Source organism: Faucicola osloensis (genome assembly GCF_020041925.1).
GTDB lineage: Bacteria > Pseudomonadota > Gammaproteobacteria > Pseudomonadales > Moraxellaceae > Faucicola > Faucicola osloensis_D.
In genome coordinates this window covers 2,393,747-2,412,948 of record NZ_CP083409.1, presented here as the reverse complement: position 1 = coordinate 2,412,948, position 19,202 = coordinate 2,393,747, and the positions used below count along the sequence as shown (strand labels likewise).

General features: G+C 42.2%; 15 protein-coding genes and 1 pseudogene. 5 read left to right on the top strand and 11 right to left on the bottom strand.

Translation table 11 applies throughout. The features are described 5' to 3' along the window. Nucleotides 1-68: 68 nt before the first annotated feature. Entirely contained in the window at nucleotides 69-767 is a 699-nt protein-coding gene (locus LAJ61_RS10765; protein WP_224053920.1) for a DUF8198 family protein, read from the bottom strand. 222 nt (nucleotides 768-989) lie between these two features. On the opposite strand from LAJ61_RS10765, the gene LAJ61_RS10760 reads away from it, so the two are divergent. Further along, the gene (locus tag LAJ61_RS10760; RefSeq protein WP_224053919.1) at nucleotides 990-2,708 is read left to right on the top strand and encodes an ATPase; all 1,719 of its coding nucleotides are present in this window, start codon (nucleotides 990-992) and stop codon (nucleotides 2,706-2,708) included. 209 nt (nucleotides 2,709-2,917) lie between these two features. Then, nucleotides 2,918-4,786: a SurA N-terminal domain-containing protein gene (locus tag LAJ61_RS10755; RefSeq protein ID WP_224053918.1), complete on the top strand. Its 1,869-nt coding sequence runs from the start codon at nucleotides 2,918-2,920 to the stop codon at nucleotides 4,784-4,786. Between the two features lie 136 nt (nucleotides 4,787-4,922). Here the strand turns inward: LAJ61_RS10755 and fdx are convergent, their stop codons facing one another. From fdx to LAJ61_RS10715, 8 genes and pseudogenes are all read right to left on the bottom strand, one after another. Continuing rightward, nucleotides 4,923-5,261 (bottom strand): ISC system 2Fe-2S type ferredoxin, encoded by a 339-nt coding sequence (gene fdx / locus LAJ61_RS10750; protein WP_224053917.1) that lies wholly within the window; start codon nucleotides 5,259-5,261, stop codon nucleotides 4,923-4,925. A gap of 39 nt (nucleotides 5,262-5,300) precedes the next feature. Continuing rightward, entirely contained in the window at nucleotides 5,301-7,259 is a 1,959-nt protein-coding gene (gene hscA / locus LAJ61_RS10745; protein WP_224053916.1) for a Fe-S protein assembly chaperone HscA, read from the bottom strand. A gap of 176 nt (nucleotides 7,260-7,435) precedes the next feature. Then, nucleotides 7,436-8,068, bottom strand: coding sequence for a Fe-S protein assembly co-chaperone HscB (locus LAJ61_RS10740; protein ID WP_224053915.1), 633 nt, complete (start codon nucleotides 8,066-8,068; stop codon nucleotides 7,436-7,438). Nucleotides 8,069-8,120: 52 nt separating this feature from the next. Beyond that, a complete protein-coding gene (iscA, locus tag LAJ61_RS10735) occupies nucleotides 8,121-8,462 on the bottom strand; it encodes an iron-sulfur cluster assembly protein IscA (protein ID WP_219332926.1) in 342 nt (113 codons plus the stop codon). Between the two features lie 103 nt (nucleotides 8,463-8,565). Next, entirely contained in the window at nucleotides 8,566-8,949 is a 384-nt protein-coding gene (iscU, locus tag LAJ61_RS10730; protein WP_007116687.1) for a Fe-S cluster assembly scaffold IscU, read from the bottom strand. Nucleotides 8,950-9,046: 97 nt separating this feature from the next. Continuing rightward, a complete protein-coding gene (locus LAJ61_RS10725; RefSeq protein WP_160001867.1) occupies nucleotides 9,047-10,264 on the bottom strand; it encodes an IscS subfamily cysteine desulfurase in 1,218 nt (405 codons plus the stop codon). Between the two features lie 179 nt (nucleotides 10,265-10,443). After that, nucleotides 10,444-10,875: pseudogene (locus tag LAJ61_RS10720) on the bottom strand (Rrf2 family transcriptional regulator); the annotation flags it as partial. A gap of 245 nt (nucleotides 10,876-11,120) precedes the next feature. After that, nucleotides 11,121-11,783, bottom strand: coding sequence for a hypothetical protein (locus LAJ61_RS10715; protein ID WP_224053914.1), 663 nt, complete (start codon nucleotides 11,781-11,783; stop codon nucleotides 11,121-11,123). A gap of 448 nt (nucleotides 11,784-12,231) precedes the next feature. On the opposite strand from LAJ61_RS10715, the gene LAJ61_RS10710 reads away from it, so the two are divergent. Then, the gene (locus tag LAJ61_RS10710; RefSeq protein ID WP_007116691.1) at nucleotides 12,232-12,504 is read left to right on the top strand and encodes an HU family DNA-binding protein; all 273 of its coding nucleotides are present in this window, start codon (nucleotides 12,232-12,234) and stop codon (nucleotides 12,502-12,504) included. Between the two features lie 165 nt (nucleotides 12,505-12,669). On the opposite strand, the gene LAJ61_RS10705 is transcribed toward LAJ61_RS10710, so the two are convergent. Next, nucleotides 12,670-15,723 (bottom strand): LysM peptidoglycan-binding domain-containing protein, encoded by a 3,054-nt coding sequence (locus LAJ61_RS10705; protein WP_224053913.1) that lies wholly within the window; start codon nucleotides 15,721-15,723, stop codon nucleotides 12,670-12,672. A gap of 227 nt (nucleotides 15,724-15,950) precedes the next feature. Further along, the gene (locus LAJ61_RS10700; RefSeq protein WP_224053912.1) at nucleotides 15,951-16,460 is read right to left on the bottom strand and encodes a hypothetical protein; all 510 of its coding nucleotides are present in this window, start codon (nucleotides 16,458-16,460) and stop codon (nucleotides 15,951-15,953) included. A gap of 346 nt (nucleotides 16,461-16,806) precedes the next feature. On the opposite strand from LAJ61_RS10700, the gene yajC reads away from it, so the two are divergent. Beyond that, on the top strand, nucleotides 16,807-17,151 hold the full coding sequence (yajC, locus tag LAJ61_RS10695; protein ID WP_135889934.1) for a preprotein translocase subunit YajC: 345 nt from the start codon (nucleotides 16,807-16,809) through the stop codon (nucleotides 17,149-17,151). A 154-nt stretch (nucleotides 17,152-17,305) separates the two neighbouring features. Continuing rightward, on the top strand, nucleotides 17,306-19,201 hold the full coding sequence (secD, locus tag LAJ61_RS10690; protein WP_224053910.1) for a protein translocase subunit SecD: 1,896 nt from the start codon (nucleotides 17,306-17,308) through the stop codon (nucleotides 19,199-19,201). Nucleotide 19,202: the final 1 nt, after the last annotated feature.

Sequence of the window (19,202 nt, the reverse complement as noted above, 5' to 3'; positions counted from 1 at the left end):
CATCGCCAATCAAAAATTGGCAAAGTTAAAAGCGCAAAGTTCGTGCAAAATTTTTTTCTATTTTATCACTAAACATCAAAGGGATGTTCTTTGCCCGCATGCACATTGGTAATGATTTGCAACTCTTTTTCACAAAATGGCTCAATAAATGCGCCAATACTTTTAATCGGTTTGATGGCAGCAAAACCTTCAGCGATAAAGTCATATAACGGCTGAAAGCCTTTTTTGTACGCTGTGCCTTTGGCGAGTGAAAATGCTTTTTGTAAGATAAATGATTTAAGATATTTATCCGTGCGATAGCACATTTGTTTGAGGTCAGCAATCTGTTGGCGTCTTGCTGACTCTGCGTTCACGGATTGATAGGCTTTAATCATGGATGGCTCATCCACGGATAAATGATTCTCTTGTAAATATTGAGCAAGCTGCAGATCAAGCTTAATGGCGTTAATCGCTTCGATGATACCGGCTGCCCCTGTGCTCACGGCATTGGCAGGGATAAATTTTTCTAGTTTTTCAGCCTTTTGTACCATGCGCTCTAGCTGTTCAGCCAGCACATTGAATTTTTCGCCCCCATACAGTTGGTCAATTAAAAACTCGCCCATGGCTTGGTTGTTGGCGCTGGCAAATAAGGTTTGGTGGGTTTTATGAATACGACCGCGTTGCCAGGCTTGTACTTCACTGAGTTTTTGCGCTAACTGGGTATCGCTGTGGTATGGAAGGGCGCGGAATTGTTTTAAATCTTGTTCTAATTGGCTTAAGCTGCTCATAGGGCCTCGTTTTTTTTGCAAAATTTTTAAATTCAAAACAGAGAAACTGCAGTTTATCCACTGTATAAACCCACAGTAAAATGCAGTTTTGTGCCGCATTACCTTAATGTAAATCTCCCAAAAATACAAATCGTAAATTGTTCAAGTGTAGGATAACTGCTATCTTTTAAAAAAATGAAGCGGTCATTAGCAAAATTTCGGGTATTTCCCTAAGAAGGTCGTATGCCAATGCAAAATAGCAACAGTTTAACCAATAGCTTAGATAACAACTTGAATAATAACTTAAATAATAGCTTGGATAATAACAATACAGCCACGTCTGCACCCACCAATCACGCTGGCAAATCTGCCAAAGCCAACAAAGTTCACAAAACGCCACCTGCAACGCTTGAGGCGCAATTAAGTTTTGACTTGATTACCGAGCAAACCACCCTACACGAGCAACGGGCTGGCAAAAACTCGCGCGGGTTACTAATCTTGGTGAATGGTATGGAAAATTCGGGCAAAGGCGAAGCGGTCAAAGCGCTAATCGAATGGATGGACGCACGCTATATCAAGGTTCACGCCACCATGGGACAGCATCCCAGCCGCTACCAACCGATTTGGCAACGTCACACATGGCAACTGCCTAGAAAGGGCGAAATTGCGGTGTATTTTGGCAACTGGTACGCTGACTTGATTCGTTATGTGTTTGACTGTGGCGATGATATTGATGAACAGCGTTTACAGCAAATGATTGAAGACATTGAGGCGTTTGAACAAGATTTGGTCAATAACAACACTGATATCGTCAAATGCTGGTTTTCAGTCGATAACAAAACGCTAAAAAAACGCTTGACCGATGAAGAGCCTGACCCTGAGCAGTTGTACCATTTAGATTGGTTTCGAAAAAAAGACGTGAAACGTTTCAAACGTTTTAGCAGTAAGCTAATGGGGTTACAATCAAGCTGGCACCACATAGATGGACAGGATATTGATGCCTCAAACATCCAATTTGCGAATGTTGTGTTAGCAGCGCTGCAAACCATGAACCAACTGTCTGCAGCCGATGATGTCCAAGACAACCGAGCAAAAACTGATAAATCAGCTAACCCTAAAACGGACAAAAATCCTGTTAAACCTACCCCACTGCCTTTTAAACCCACCCCACTGATTGATGAGTTGGTTAGCGTCGATAACCAAGCATTAGCAAAGGCAGACTATAAAGAACAACTGCATAGCAAACAAAATATACTCGCTGAACTGATTCGTGAGCGAGGTCAGCGCCATATCATCTTTGTCTTTGAAGGCATGGATGCAGCAGGCAAAGGCGGGGCGATACGCCGCATCATTGCCCCACTCGACCCGCGTGAATTTACCATCCATGCTATCTCTGCACCGACCGAAGATGAATTAAAACACGCCTATCTGTGGCGTTTTTGGACGCGACTGCCCCATGATGAAATGGCAGATGTGGATATAGTGTATTTATCGCAAAAATTCAAACGCAATAAATGCGTCGCCTTACTCAAACAACGCCTGCATAATAGCCGAGTGACCATTTTTGACCGTAGTTGGTATGGTCGGGTACTCGTTGAGCGTATTGAAGGCTTTGCAAAAGAGGCAGACTGGCAACGTGCTTATGGCGAAATCAATCGCTTTGAAAACGACTTGGTACAGAGCAATGCCATTGTGGTCAAGTTTTGGCTCGCTATCAGTGAAGAAGAAGAACTTAAACGCTTTAGAGCGCGTGAAGAGACGCCCAATAAGCAGTTTAAAATTACCGATGACGATTGGCGTAACCGCGCCAAATGGCATGAGTACGTACAAGCCGCGTCCGATATGATTCATTTGACCCACCATAAAAAACGCCCATGGTATGTGATTGCCACCGATGATAAATACACCGCAAGACTCAAAATCCTTGACGCTATTATTTCAGAGCTATCTAAGAATTTATAAAGCGTTATTTAAGAATTTATACATTGTTAACAGTCTGCCTTTTTACTATTTTGCTATTTTACTATTTTACTATATCTTAAAACTGTCTACCCAACTTGATGAAAGATAATGATTTTGGTGGACAGTTCCCCTATAATATCGTGTTTGATTTGATTATTTAGCCTGATTAGTTATCCTTAATAAATCCATCTAAACTGCAAGTGAGCAATATGGAATCTTTACGCAATTTTTTGAAAGGTTGGATGGGCAAAGCCTTGCTCGTTCTTTTTTTACTTCCTTTAGCCATCACGGGGTTTGAGTCAATTGTCCGTAGCGGAGATGACCCCAATGCTGTCGCCAAAGTTGCAGAGTTAAATATCGATAATGCTACCTTGCAAACCATGATTAACAATCGCCGCGAAACCTTGCTTGAGCAAGTGAATGGCGATGCAAGCCTACTTAATAGCGATAAATTACGTGAGCAAATGCTGCACAATTTGATTGACCGTTATTTGATTATCAACCAAGCCAACAAGCTTGGTTTTACTGTGTCAGATGCCACCATCACCCAAATGTTGATGGCAGAAAAAACCTTTCAAGACGCCAGCGGAAAATTTTCTAACGAGTTGTTTGCTAGCTATTTAACCAGTCGCGGCATGACCAAAGAACAATTATTTGATTCGGTTCGTCAAGACTTGTTGGTGACTGCCTTTAGCCGCGGTATCATTAATACAGGGATTTTTGCGCAAGGGAGTATTGATAAACTTATGTCAATGCAGTCTGAGTCTCGCCCTGTGCAAGTGCTACGTTTGGACTGGCACAGCTTTGCGCCGCAGGTACAAGTGACGCCGCAAGAGATTGCAAGTTATTATCAAAAAAATCAAGCGACACTTAAATCTAGTGACATGGTGGATTTAACTTATTTAGAACTTAATAAAAATGCCCTGCCTGTTGCTGCCCCAACGGCTCAGGAATTGCAGCAACAGTATCAAACCTATTTGAAAAATAGCAACAACCAGACCGAATACGAATTGGCAATGATTTTGATGAATGGCGCTCAAGCACAAGCCACCTTAACCTCATTAAAAAATAAACTTGATGCCAATCAAGCGGATTTTGCGGCACTTGCCAAACAGTACTCGCAAGATGAAGGCAGTAAAAACGATGGCGGCAATATCGGTCCGATTACCCAATCGATGTTCCCCAATGATTATGACACCATCATGACCCAAATCAAGACTCTAAAAGTCGGTCAAGTCACCAGCCCCATCAAAACCAACTATGGCTATCATTTATTCAAATTGGTAAAAATCAATGGTCAAACCCCACCAACCATTGAAAGCCTAACGCCTGTGTTAACCGAACAAGTTATGGCGCAAAAGCGTGAAGCCGCCTATCAAGATTTGATTGGTAAAATCAACAATGACACAGTCGCTGGTGCTACTATCACTGAGCTTGCCAATCGCTATAAATTAACCGCCAAATCGATTAAAAACTACCCTAAAACCAATAACTCATCTGCTCTCAATCAACCTGCCATTGTAGCAGCAGCATTTGAGCCACTCGCGCTGCAAGAAGGCAGTGTATCAGTGGGCATAGATGTCTCTGATAAAGTGGTATGGTTACAATCAACCAATCACCGCACCAGCAAACTCATGACACAAGCCGAAGCCGAGCCGGTTATCAAAGCCAAGCTTATTGAAGAGAAAGCAAAAAGTTTAGCCGTGGCAGAGGCTAATGCCATCGCTGCCAAAGTCAAACAAGCCAATTCAATTGCGGCGGCGGGTGCCCCATTCCAAGATTTGGGGATTGTGACTCGTCAAGATAGCAAACTCAGCGATGACGAGCGTGGTGTGGCATTTAGTCAACCTGCTGTTAACAATCAACTAGCGGTCATGACCCGCCCTACTGTATCGGGTGCGAGTGTGATTGTTGGTGGGGTTATTAGCAATGACAACGCCCAAATCACGCCCGAAGTCAAACAACAAACTGCCCAAATCGTGCGGGAAAATATCGGTCAGTCTCAGTTTGAGGATTATTTAGCATACCTAAAATCCATCACTAAAGTCACGGTTAAACCACAGACTGCTGCGCCATAATATGCTGTGAATACATATGCGCTGAATGAGTCAGCGCCTTGTTGTAGCAATGAAATGAGTAGTTTCTAGCGACAAGTAGCGCCATCAAAAAAGGCTTACTAACGATGATTAGTAAGCCTTTTTTGATGGGTTGGTATTAATGATTTTCAGAGGCGTGATTGATGGTATATTTTGGAATTTCAATGGTCAAATCTTCATCTTCGATGATGACTTGGCAAGACAGTCTTGAATCTGGCTCTAGCCCCCAAGCGCGATCCAGCAAATCAGCTTCGATATCATCCATTTCCTCCAAGCTATTAAAGCCTTTTCGCACGATAACATGGCAAGTAGTACAAGCTTTTGACATATCACAAGCATGCTCAATTTTCACGCCTTTTTCTAGCAAACCACGGCATAGATTATCGCCTTCATTGAGTTCAATCTCTGCGCCAGTAGGGCAAATTTGGTGATGCGGTAATACAGTAATTTTTGGCATAACAATCTCTTAACGATTAATAGTCTTATGTATTCAAAATTAATTTGACCAATCCGCGGTTGAAGTGCCTTTCATGGTTTCATTGACCGCTTGGTTCATGATAAGTGCAGCAAAATCATCACTATGAACTTTTAGCTGCGCGCTCGCTGTTTCTAACTGGGCTTGTTCAGCACCATCAATCGCCTGTTGAACATCAGCCATAGAGGTTTGCAGTGCATTTTTCTGCGCATCACTTAACAAAAAGCCAAATTCTGCAAGCGCGGATGCTAGCGCCAACAATTCTCGTTTTGCTTCTACCTGACTTTCAATCAAGCTGCGCTGCAGACGATCTTGCATGGCAAAATCAAAGCCTGCTTTGAGCAGTTTTTCCTGCTCATCTTCTGACAACCCGTAAGACGGCTTGACTTGAATTTGGCTTGCTTTGCCCGTTGTCAACTCTTTAGCCCAGACGGTTAACTGACCATTGGCATCAATTTGAAAAGTGACTTCGATACGCGCCAATCCTGCTTTCATCGCTGGAATGTCAGTCAGTTTAAACTGCCCTAACGAGCGGTTGTCAGCCACTGTATCACGTTCACCCTGTACCACATGGATAATCATACCATTTTGGTTATCTTGATAGGTTGTAAATACCTGTTTGCGCGTCACAGGAATGGGCGTGTTACGCGGAATAATCACTTCGGTGAGACCGCCCATGGTCTCAAGCCCCAAGGATAAAGGCGTGACATCAAGCAGCAACACCGTATCTTGCTGTTGTCCGATTAATTGGTCAGCATATTTGGCTGCGCCTAACGCGACGACTTCATCGGGATTGATGCGTGACAGTGGCGGCTGATTAAACGTTTCTGCTACAATTTGCTGAATCAATGGCATTCGTGTCGAACCACCTACCAATACCACTTCATCAAGCTGGGACTTATCGAGCTTAGCATCACGTAGCACTTGCTCACAAACCGCTAATGTACGGTCAGTCACAGGTTGAATGATTTGACGAAGATTGCTTTGGGTTAACACAATATCAAAAACTTGACCGTTAATTGAAAGCTCCGCCGTCACTTGGTCTGCTTTTGACAACTGCTCTTTAAGCGTGCGAGCCTGTACGTTTAGCAGCTGTTTTTGATGGTTATCAATGTTTGATGGATGCAGGCCTGTTTGTTGAATCAGCCAATTAGCAATCAGGCGGTCAATATCATCGCCACCCAGTGCGCTATTGCCGCCCGTTGCGAGCACTTCATACACCCCGTGATTGAGCTTTAACACCGATACATCAAACGTGCCCCCGCCCAAATCATAAATGAGATGATACGCTTCGTCTTGTGTTTGGTTCAGCCCATACGCCATCGCGGCAGCCGTCGGCTCGTTTAATAAGCGAATCACATGAATGCCTGCCAATTTAGCCGCATCTTTGGTGGCTTGGCGCTGGGCTTCATCAAAATAAGCTGGCACCGTAATCACCGCACCCACAATACTATTGTCAGGTAATGCTAATTTTGCTCGGTCATACAGATGTTTTAACAGGATACTTGATACTTCAACAGGGTTTTTAGCACCTTGTGGGGTTTGGATACTTGGCATGACATTGACATCACCGACTAATTCATAAGGATGATTGAACTTAATATCCTTAATGCTTCGACCCATGAACCGTTTGACCGAGCGTACAGTATGATTTGGTGCTTGTTCTGCCATTGCTTCAGCATGACTACCTACCAAAGTTTCTGGATTGCCATTGTCATCTAAGCCAAAATACACCACCGAGGGTAAAAGCTTTTGGCAATCAATACCTTTTACCTGATTAGCAATTTGACTGTCGTCATTGTCATTGGCGTTATTGTCAATCGACTGACATTCACTAACTTTATCGCCAATCACTTGTGGCTCACCTGAACGGACTACCGCTACCAGTGAGCGCGTGGTTCCTAAATCAATTCCTAGAGCAAAACGATGCGCATGGGGCTTGGCACTTTGATTGGGTTCAGCGATTTGTAATAACGACATAAATTGGACCAATTAAAAAATAGAAAAAATAATTTGAGAATAAAACCAGCCTAGGTTATATCTTTAGCTTAGTTTGTATCTTTATAGAAAGTCAAAACGGATGGTATTATAAATTAAAAACATGATAAACCAAATAAATTAACCAATGCTAGGACGACTTACCCTTTAATCATAATTTACACATACAAATCGTCATCATTATCAAAATTCTGCTGGGCTAATTCATCGGTGGTTTTTGCTACATCTGCTTGCAGTTTAACCAAAAACTGCAGTTTTTGAATGATATCTATCGCCTGTTTGGTTAAGGCATCATCATTGGCCTCAGCTGCAGCTGGGTTATCAATTTTTTGATAAACTTCGTCAAAAGCAAGTTGGTAATTACTTAGCCATTCGCTAAGTTTTTTGCTAAGCAAGGTAATACTTCGGCTATCAGCATCGTCTAAATCGATGCGAAATGACATGGCATCGTCTAAAAAGTCCAAATCACGAATCGGCTGATTAATAGATTGTGAAATGCCTTTGAGTGCCAATAAATGTGACGCGCGAGAATCGGGGTTTTTAAGCGTATTGTAGGCTTCATTAATAATAGCAGACGCTTGCTCAGGCTTTAGTGCGGATAATTTGGCGATTGATTCACGCAAAAAACCATCTGTATTAGCAGATAGCGAAAGGTTTTGCTCAGCCACAGACGCATCAAGATTATTATCAGGATGGAACTTAGATTGAAGTTGGCGAAGGGTCTGCTGAAGTTTGGCGATATCAATTTGATAGTGTTGGGGCACATTCATCAATTCAAAATAATTAACCATTTTCAACTTCCCCTACCGAGCCATCACTATACTGACAAAAAAATATTAAAAACTAAACGGTGAAAGATTCACCACAGCCACACTCACCTTTTTGGTTTGGATTACTAAACTTAAAGCCTTCATTGAGACCTTCTTTGACAAAATCCATTTTCAAACCATTAAGATAAACTAAGCTTTTTGGATCAATAAATACACTAACCCCATTGCTTTCAAAACGTTGGTCGTTAGGGTCTGGCTCATCGACAAATTCCAGCACATAAGCTAAGCCAGAACAACCTGCGGTACGGATACCCACACGGATACCTTCTCCATGACCTCGGTTTTGCAAAAAATCGCGTACATGTTCAGCTGCATCGTTTGATAATTCAATCACTTTACTACCCCATTTACTCATTTCAATCTGCAATCATTTCAATCTTTAGGCCAGCCACTCTGAGCGACTCACACACAGTCTTATTGAGAATGAATCAATAAGACTGTTACAATCGTGAAATCAATCAAGCTTCAGCTTTGGATTTATAATCTTCAATCGCTGCTTTAATGGCATCTTCTGCCAGCACTGAGCAGTGCACTTTAACAGGTGGCAGTGCCAGCTCTTCAGCGATATCTTTATTTTTAATCGCGCTAGCTTCATCCAAAGTTTTGCCTTTAAGCCATTCTGTAACCAATGAGCTTGAGGCAATGGCTGAACCACAGCCATAGGTTTTAAAGCGCGCATCTTCAATGATACCGTTATCACCCACTTGGATTTGCAGGCGCATCACATCACCACAGGCTGGCGCGCCGACCATACCGGTACCGACATTTTTGGCATCTTTATCTAAGTTTCCCACATTGCGTGGATTTTCATAATGGTCAAGCACTTTATCACTGTAGGCCATTTCATTTTCCTTTTGGCTGGTTACGTCAAACGTAACTGACTAATCTTTAATTATTAAATTGAATAAATTTTTAATGGAAATTAATTTTTAATACAAATTAATGTTCGTTCCATTCCACACTATTTAAATCAACGCCTTCTTTATACATGTCCCAAAGCGGTGATAAAGCGCGTAATTTTTCAACCGCAGTTCGCACCTCAGCAATCACATGGTCAACATCTTCTTCGGTCGTATAGCGACCCAAACTAAAACGAATTGAACTGTGAGCAAGCTCATCTGACAATCCAAGCGCGCGTAATACGTAGGAAGGCTCAAGCGTCGCTGACGTACAAGCAGAACCCGACGACACGGCAAAATCTTTCAATGACATCATCAACGATTCGCCTTCTACAAAGTTAAAGCTGATGTTGACGATATTTGGAATACTGTGATTCATGTCACCATTAAGATAAATTTCATCAAGCTCTTTTAAGCCATCCCACAGGCGTTGACGCAGTTTTGTCAGTCTGGCTTCATCTTCTGCCATACGTTTTCCCGCAATGGCAAAGGCTTCACCCATTCCCACGATCTGATGCGTTGCCAAAGTACCTGAACGCATACCACGCTCATGACCACCACCTTGCATTTGTGATTTTAGACGTACACGTGGTTTACGGCGAACATATAAAGCACCAATACCTTTAGGACCATAAATTTTATGGGCAGAAAAACTCATCAAATCAACTTTTAATTGCTCTAAATCAATCGGGGTTTTACCGGCTGCTTGCGCCGCATCAACATGAAAAATAATACCTTTTTCACGGGTGATTTCACCAATCGCCGCGACATCTGTTAGGGTGCCAAGTTCGTTGTTAACCATCATTAGGGTCACTAAAATAGTATCTTCACGAATAGCCTCTTTGACTTGGTCAACCGTGATCAGACCTGTCTTTGGCTGTGGGTCTAGATAGGTAATTTCAAAACCTTCTGTCTCTAATTCACGGCAGACGTCTAGCACGGCTTTGTGTTCAATTTTACTGGTAATGATGTGTTTGCCTTTACCACTATAAAATTGCGCCGCTCCTTTAATCGCCAAATTGTTTGACTCAGTAGCGCCTGAAGTAAACACAATTTCACGTGGATCGGCATTGATTAATTCTGCAATTTGCTCACGGGCAGTTTCAACCGCTTCCTCAGCTTGCCAACCAAACCCATGCGAACGCGAGGCAGGATTACCAAACACGCCATCAAAGGTCATGTATTTCATCATCTTTTGGGCGACTTGCTCATCAATTGGTGTAGTCGCGGCATAATCTAAATAGACTAATTTATTCATGCTAACAAATTCTCCCCAGAATTCTGTTTTAAGGTTTTGCTGTTATCAGCTAATGAATGATTATTACTAATATTACTAACTTTAGTGGTGCTATGCTTTGCTCGTTGCGATACGGGTGCCTCTGTCATCGGGTTTACCGCAGACTGATTTTTATGCTGCATATCTTCAACCATCAAAATTTGACGCTCAGAAATTTCACGGATAATTTGACGATTAATAAGCGTATCTAATGTCACGGTGGACAAATAGTTTTCAATTTGCTCAGACAATCCATTCCACAAATCATGGGTTAAACACATGGCGCCATCTTGGCAGTTGCCCTTACCTTCGCAAGCTCTAGCATCCACCGACTCATCAACTGCTGAAATAATGGTCATAATCGAGATTTCATTGATGGGCTTGGCAATATGATAACCGCCTGACGCACCGCGAGTGCTCACGACCAACCCTTTTTTACGCAGCTTTGAAAACAACTGCTCAAGATAAGAAATAGAAATCTCTTGACGTTTTGCGATATCAGACAATGACACAGCCAATTCATGTTTTTGCTCTTGCAATGCCAAATCTAGCAGCGCCGTCACTGCATAGCGTCCTCGGGTTGTCAATCGCATAGTAGCCCCACTTAAGTTAAAAATTTAAATCTGTTCAAACACAGTAAGCTGTGAAAACACGTTTTATGGTTGGTATGGCTATTATATGAAAATCCGAGTCTTTTAGTCAAGATTAATTCTTACTAAAACACTCGGATTTATTTATTTCTCAGATTTATTTACTCAATGATAAGCGATTTTTTATCAAAGCAATTTTTTTATCAAAGCAATTTTTTATCAAAGCCATATAGGGGGGGGAATGGGTGTTATTTTACCGCCCAACCAATCGCACAAATGATGAATAATACAAAAAATGCGATTGCCGCGCGTTTCATCCATTTATTTTTACTGTTTAATTCTAAAATTTGTGCTTCAAGCGCTGTTTTTTGTAGATTTGCGGCGTTAACTTGGCTATTGAGTGCCTCGACTTGTTGTTTATAGTCAGCATCGGTTTTGATAGGTTTTTTGACTTTTTGCTTGTCTTTATCGCCTTTGACTGTCTTTGTGATGACTTGTAATAGCTGATTGATACCAATTTGATGTAAGAAAGCCTTCACCTCTGCCGTCTTTTGTGCTTCGCCGCGGATTTGTAGCTGCTCGATGGCTTTGGGATGGTTGGTAAATAAATTCTGGGCGATTTGCCAAGTAAAGCCATTGATGGTCACATCGACCTGCTGAGAAGGCTGTAATTGACTGTCTAACAAAATGCCGTTAACGGTAAAAGTCACATAAAAATTGACGTTTGGGATATAAGCGTGAATACGAACGACAGTATTGGTAGTGGCTAAAGGATAGACAACCTTACGAAGATCTGCGTCAAAACGTAGCAACAGGGTCAGCAAGGTTTCAATAATCACTAATACCACATTGAGCGCTGTCGTGGCTATATTGCTTGGGGCATTGGTCGAAGTTTGAAAATTATCGTTCATTAAATTTCCACAAAATTAATCAAATATGGGTTTTGTAATTTGTCGATAGTGTAGCTTTAAAAGGGCGTTAATAACATTAATTATTGTAAGTCCGGTATAAAACACTGTCAGTCGCTGAGTATTAGTCAAAAAATCATTGCGAGATTGATTTTTAGCCACTTTTACTCACTATAGCTGTATATATCAATTTTTAGCGGTTTTTGTTGAAATAAAATGTTATCGTTTGGTGTGCCAACCGCTATATTTTGCAAAAACACGTTAATCAATGCTTAACTGCACAGAAATTATGATTAAACTGCTTGTGAAGCCGCTTGAGTTTACTTATAATCGAATCATAATTACTTATGCAGCACTTGATAGTTAAGGCTTTGAGCCTAATTACTTGTCAAGTGTATGCTTTGTATATATAACGTTTATTTTCATCCCTAAAAATTTGAAGGATATTCTTATGAATAAGTCAGAATTAGTTGATAGCATTGCTAAAAAAAGCGGTCTTTCTAAAGCCCAATCAACTGAAGCATTAAATGCCTTTATCGCAACGATTGGCGAAGCGATGAAAGCTAATGATACCGTGTCACTGGTTGGCTTTGGTACGTTTAGCGTAAAAGAACGCCAAGCACGTACAGGTCGTAACCCACAGACTAAAGAAGAAATCCAAATCCCAGCAAGCAAAGTGCCAAGCTTTAAAGCAGGTAAAAGTTTAAAAGATATGGTTAACTAATTAAACTTATATTTCTTTATAGCTAAAAAAGCGTATTTTTAACTAAATACGCTTTTTTATTGCCTTAATGGCTATGAAAACCAAACACAAAAACCGGGTAAAAACTCAAGTAAAAAACCACCATTTTTACATAGTGGTTTTTTTATTTTATAAGCTATAGTCCACCTATTTTGGCACTGTAATGGTTTGACCCACTTTTAGCGACGCTGTTGGTGACAAGTTATTTAGACTAGCCAGCTCTTTAGGGCTGACGCCAAAACGTCCTGCCAAAGAAATTAAGCCTTCGCCTGCTTTGACTTTATAGGTTGTTGTGGTTTTTGGAATTTTGATATTTTGACCAATTAATAACGACTCATTACCTTTTAAGTTATTTAAAGCGGCAAGCTCACTTTTAGAAACGCCATATTTTGCACTCAAGTTTGTCAGGCTATCACCAGATTTTACTTGGTAGCCCTGCGCATCACTACGACTATATTTACTTACTGGCTTTGCCGCTGGCTTGTTATCATCCTCTGATTGGGCGTCTTTGGCTGCTTTGGTCTCTTTTTTTGTTTCTTTTTTGCTCTCTAGTTTTGCAGAGTCGCGTTTGACAGTAGGTTCGCGGGTTGCCGTTACACTAGCCACCGTACCCAATCCCGCTTGAGGAATAACCAGTTTTTGCCCTTGAATTAAATTTGCCGTCGGTTTTAGATAATTGGCTTTGGCTAAAGCTGCTACCGTTAAATCAAAGTTATTGGCGACGCTACCTAAGCTATCACCTGGGCGTACCGTGTAGTTAATCGATTTGCCAGCTAGCGCATATTTGACCTTTTCAACTGTGACAGGCACGATGATGGCTTGTCCTTTTTGCACACGATAATTGGTGTTAAAACCGTTGACATCGGCAATGTCTTTGGGCGATACGGATAATCGATCAGCGATACCCGATAAGGTATCACCCGTCTGAACCGTATAACGACTTGATACCGGTTGCACTTCAGCTCTAGTAGGGGCAGGCTTTTGCGCTGCGGGCGGTACTACTGGTGGCTTGGGCATTTTGTCTGGAATTAACCACAAGTTTTGGTTGGTACGCACTTGATAAGTGGCTGGTAAATTATTAAATTTTGCTAACTCACTGACATTTAGATCAAACTTGTCGGCGATGCCTGTCAAGGTGTCCCCCGCTTGCACGATATAGCTATTGGCTTTACGTTTTGGCGCTTCTGCTACTTTGGTTTCGATAGGCTTGGCGTTGTATAAGTAAAGTGTTGAACCTGCTAGCAAGGCAGCATTTGGGTCAATTTGGTTCCATTCAGCGATATCTCGCCAATTCACACCCATGCGACTGGCGATATTTGCCAAGGTGTCGCCAGCTTTGACTTGATAGGTGCTACGTGTGCCGCTCGGACGTTTTTTGGCAACAGGCTTGCTAACCGTGACAGCTTTGCTTTCACTGGCGGTATTGGATTTGCTCGTGGCTGCTTGCGCCGTGTTTGGTGCTTTGCCATTTAAGCTCGACGCTTGGGTAATTTTGGCATCTTTTGGCAACACCACTGGCGGCTCTTCGTAACTGAGTTTTTTGGTTTCGCCTTTGGCTTCTAGCACAGATTGCTGGGTCTGAATGGCATTGAGCTTGATATTACCATCGGTAGGGTTAATGGCTTGCTCTACTTGTGGTGCGGTTTTTTCAATTTCTTTAGCAATCAAGTTACGCTCTTGATTGGATAAAGGTGGCTCTTGCACCACGGTGTTGTTGGCAGTAACAACGGCTGAAGTGGTTGGTAATGTATTGGTAGACTGCATTTCAGCGGTCACTATTTTTTGCTCAGTGGCGGTAATCGGTGGTTCTTTGATTACCGTATTGCGGCTTTGGATACTTGGTGTACTAGGAATGGGGGCGATATAAGTCGTGGTTTGGTTTTTAACCATACTAGTTGCCATTGCCGCCAAATCGCTGCTAGAGGATGGCAAGTTAACTGTTTCTTTTTTGCTATAGGCTTGTTTGGCGGCACTGAGTGAATCACCCTGACTTGTGGTGGTAGTTCGGGTTTGGTTGCCAGAGTTTGTGGTCGGTGTGTTATAAGTCGGTGTAACAGTTTTAGGCGTGACATAGCTATTGTTTGCCAAATAACCTTGTTGACTCATATAACCATTACCCCGTAATTGGGTGATTTTACGGTCAACTGATTCATTGAGATCATTGGGAATCAAAATACGACTTGGGCCCGACATATCTACCGTACCTGCAATCAACGCAGGATTTAGGGCGCGTAGTTCATCGTAGCTTACGCCTGTCAAACTGCTAATTTCATACAAGCTCACCCCAACATTGGCAGGGACACTTCTAAAATGCTGACGGTTTGCAATTGCGGGTAAATACACATTGTAGGTACTCGGATTTTTGACAATTTGCGCCACTGCCAAAAATCGAGGGACATAGTTCATCGTTTCAGTGGGTAGTTTAAGCGACCAATAATCCGTGGGTAGCCCACGTGCTGCATTATAATTAATCGCAGATTGGATACGACCTGGACCGGCATTGTAGGATGCCAATGCCAACTCCCAACTACCAAATTGGTTATACAAGGCGGTCAAAAAGTCGTAAGCGGCACGGGTTGACTCAATCACATCACGGCGACCATCAAAGGTGCTGGTTTGATTCAACCCATAAATACGACCTGTACTTGGAATAAACTGCCATAACCCTGCAGCAGATGCGTTACTGTTGGCATTGGGGTCATAAGAGCTTTCAATAACAGGCAATAATGCCAGTTCCGTTGGAATGTTGCGACGTTCAGCTTCGCGCACTGTGTAGTATAAATAGCGGCTAGCACGCGCTGTTAATCGGTTTAGATAGTCTTGGCGGCTAATAAACCAACTTTTCTGCGCTTCAATACGCGGATCGTACACGTTGGAGTTCATACGAAAATTGACGCGCAGCCTATCCCACAGATTACCATAGCGCTGAACCAATAAAGCGTTATTCTCTACCATGGTCATGTCGGTGGCTTCAAGCAGCCCTTCTAGTTCATCCAAACTATCCATATCCAGTAGTGCTGCATTTTCTTGCGCGCTACGCACCGTGCTTTTGCTGTGACTGGATGATCCAATCATGGGTTTACCCGCTGGACTGGTGGTGCTGGTTGGCGCACTGCTACAGGCTGCCAAAATAATAGAGGAAATAGCTAAACTTAACGGTTTGATAGTTTTTTTTGATGAATGGCTTATCGAAAGCAACATGATAATTCCTAGCTCTTTTTTGCAATTTAGATGTAGGACATATATCCATCTCATAGCGTAAAACTATGAAAGAATATAAGCTAAAATTTGACATTATAAATAAAAAAACGGCTGTGATTTCAAGCCAGTGAAATTAAATATTGGCTGAAATTATACTAGAATCCATAAAAAAAGTGGCACAAAACTTTTGCACCACCCTGTTTAACACCACTTTTAATACCACTAAATTAATGCTTTTCAATCACAAGCTGGCTAATCGCCCTAGACAATAACACCGAGTTACCGCTTTCAACTAAGGTAATACGTGAAGTTGTTACTAAACGTGTCGTCACGTTATTTTCGACGATGACTTCTGTGGTTATCGCATCTGCTTTGGCATGGTTACCGCTAAATACCACATTGTTTAATTGTATATCATAGCTATATCGCGTTGCTTTTGACCAGTTGTTTTGCAGCAGGTTTAGATAATTGCTCTTATTTAAGGTGGTGGTTTTTCCTTTACGCGACACAGATATCAACGCATCATCTGCCACTAGGCTTGCAACGCGCGAAATACTTTTGGCATTTGCTGCAGCCGCCATTGCAGTACCGTAATTGTCGATATCACGCTGAGTGATTTCAGCATTTGCCAGCGTTGGGACGGTTAACGAAGTCGCGATGACTACACTTAACCATAATTTTGATTTTACCTGCTTTCGGATTTTATCAATCGGTTGAAAATTTAACGTGATAGTCATGAGATTTTCCTTCAATTGGTAATACCCAATTGTTTGACCCTAAAAGAAATAATTTGTTACAACTAAGCATAGCATAACCATTAACTTTATTGTTACTTCATTGTTAATAATCAAGCATAAAATAGTGAATAATCCCGATAAAAATTTTTGAACTTTTTATCCAAAACTATCCAAAATCGCTAGATTGCCAAATCACTCATCGTTTTTACAGCGCTGAATTATTTCAGCAAACAAGGGTTAATCATTTATTAATTTGGCCAAATCGGTTATCATTACAGGTTGTTTTTATCACCATTTTATGAATAAATCTCAATTTAAGGGTATTTCAACTATGCTACTTACCACTATTTTAGCATTTATCCAATCTGCCCATGCGGAAGGTGCGGCGGCAGCGCCTACTGGAACGGGTGCTTCCACCATCATGCAAATGCTATTGCCATTGGCTTTTTTTGCTATTTTTTACTTCATTATTATCCGACCACAAAGCCGTCGTAACAAAGAGCATCGTCAAATGATTGATGCTATTAAGGAAGGCAATGAAGTGGTATTTGCCGGTGGCTTGATGGGAAAAATCAAAAAGCTTCAAGGTGAATATGCGGTTGTGGCATTAAACCCTACCCAAGAGGTGATGGTGCAACGTGCCTCAATCATTTCGGTATTGCCTGTGGGTACCATTGATAGTCTTAAATAATTGCTGATGCAGCTCACCTGTCAGGTTGGCGACCTAGCATTCTGTTAAGTTGCCAACTGGCTATTATGATATTGTACTGCCTTGTTGATCGCGGTTAATAGCCCTAGTAGAAAAACTAGTTACCTAAAAAAATCAAGTTTAAGAAGTCAAGATTATGCACTACCCTGCTTGGAAATACTTTTTAATCGGCATTGTGCTGTTACTGAGCACCCTGTATGCCCTACCAAACCTTTACCCAGACAAGCCCGCCGTTCAAATCACGGGGGCTTCCGCGAGTACCACATTAACCAATGATGTGCTAAAACAAGCGGAAACCATCCTAAATGCCGCCAATATCCCAACCAAAAACAACAGTTTTGATGGTAAATCAGCCTTGTTAAAAATTGCTGATGAGTCGACTGAAACGCAGCTTAAAGCACAACAAGTGCTAAAAGAAAAGCTTGGCGACAATTACGTTGTGGCACTGAACTTGGCGCAAAGCACGCCAGCATGGCTACGTAATATTGGTGGTAAGCCTATTAAATTAGGGTTGGACTTGCGTGGTGGCGTACGGTTTGTACTAGAAGTCGATATGAGCAAAACCGTCTCTCAGCGTTTGGAAAACCTAACCCGAGATATCCGTACAGAGCTACGCAACCAAAAAATTGCCGTGACAAATTTACAAGCAGGGCAAAATAATCTGACTTTAAACTTTGTCGATAATGCCGCGCGTGATCAAGCCATTAATGTATTACGTAGTCGCTTTGGGACAAATTACGAGTTACAACCGCTCATCAATGCGGGGGGTCCAGCGATTAACATGACCTTAACCCAGTCGACGATTTCACAAATCTCTCAAGATGCGGTCACCCAAAACTTGACGACTTTACGAAACCGTATTAATGAGCTAGGCGTGGCTGAAGCCGTGGTGCAATCACAAGGTGCCAACCGTATTGTGGTGGAATTACCCGGAGTACAAGATACCGCAGAAGCCAAACGGGTCATTGGTCGTACCGCCAATCTCGAATTTCGTATGGTCTCTGACCAAAACAATACCTTTCAAGCCAATCCATCTGGGGTATTGCCTGCAGGCACTGAAGCCTACTCATTTGGTCAAGTCGATAGCCCACAAAAAACCTTATTGGAACGTCAAGCTGTGGTCACCGGTCGAAATGTACAAGACGCCCAAGCAGGGATGGATCAAAACGGTCGCCCCCAAGTCAATATTACGCTGGATAACGCAGGTGGTCGTTTGATGCAAAATACCACAGCAAAATCAGTGGGCAAACAAATGGCTGTGCTGTTTATTGAAAATAAGCAGCGTGTCACCTTCCAGCCAGACCCAGTGACGGGTCAAAATAAAGAAGTAAGGACACCTTACGCAGAAAGCCACATTATCAATCAAGCGACCATTCAAGGCGTTTTTGGCTCGACTTTCCAAATCACGGGCTTAGATAGTAATGCAGAAGCCTCAGAGCTGGCTTTGTTACTCCGTGCAGGTGCGCTAGCGGCGCCCATGTATTTTGTTGAAGAACGTACTATTGGTCCATCATTGGGACAAGATAACATCCAAAAAGGTATGTTCTCTACTCAAGTTGGCTATTTACTCGTGTTCTTATTTATGATTATCTTTTATCGTTTATTTGGTTTGATTGCCAATATCGCGTTGATTTTTAACCTAATGATGATTTTAGCCATCATGTCAGTGATTGGTTCTGCGCTAACCTTGCCGGGTATCGCAGGTATTGTGTTAACCATTGGGATGGCGGTGGATGCCAACGTACTGATATTTGAACGCATCCGCGAAGAGCTTGCCAACGGCGCCAGACCCAAATCTGCGATTGTGGCGGGTTTTAACCGTGCATTTACCAGTATTTTTGATGCACAGCTGACTACCTTGATTGTCGCATTTATTTTATTTGCGATTGGTACAGGTCCGATTAAAGGTTTTGCTGTTACCTTAGCCATTGGTATTGCCAGCTCTATCTTCACCTCAGTGACCGTCACGCGTGCACTGGTACAGTTAGCTTATGGCTACCGCAAAAATGTCAAACGCCTAAGTATTGGTTAAG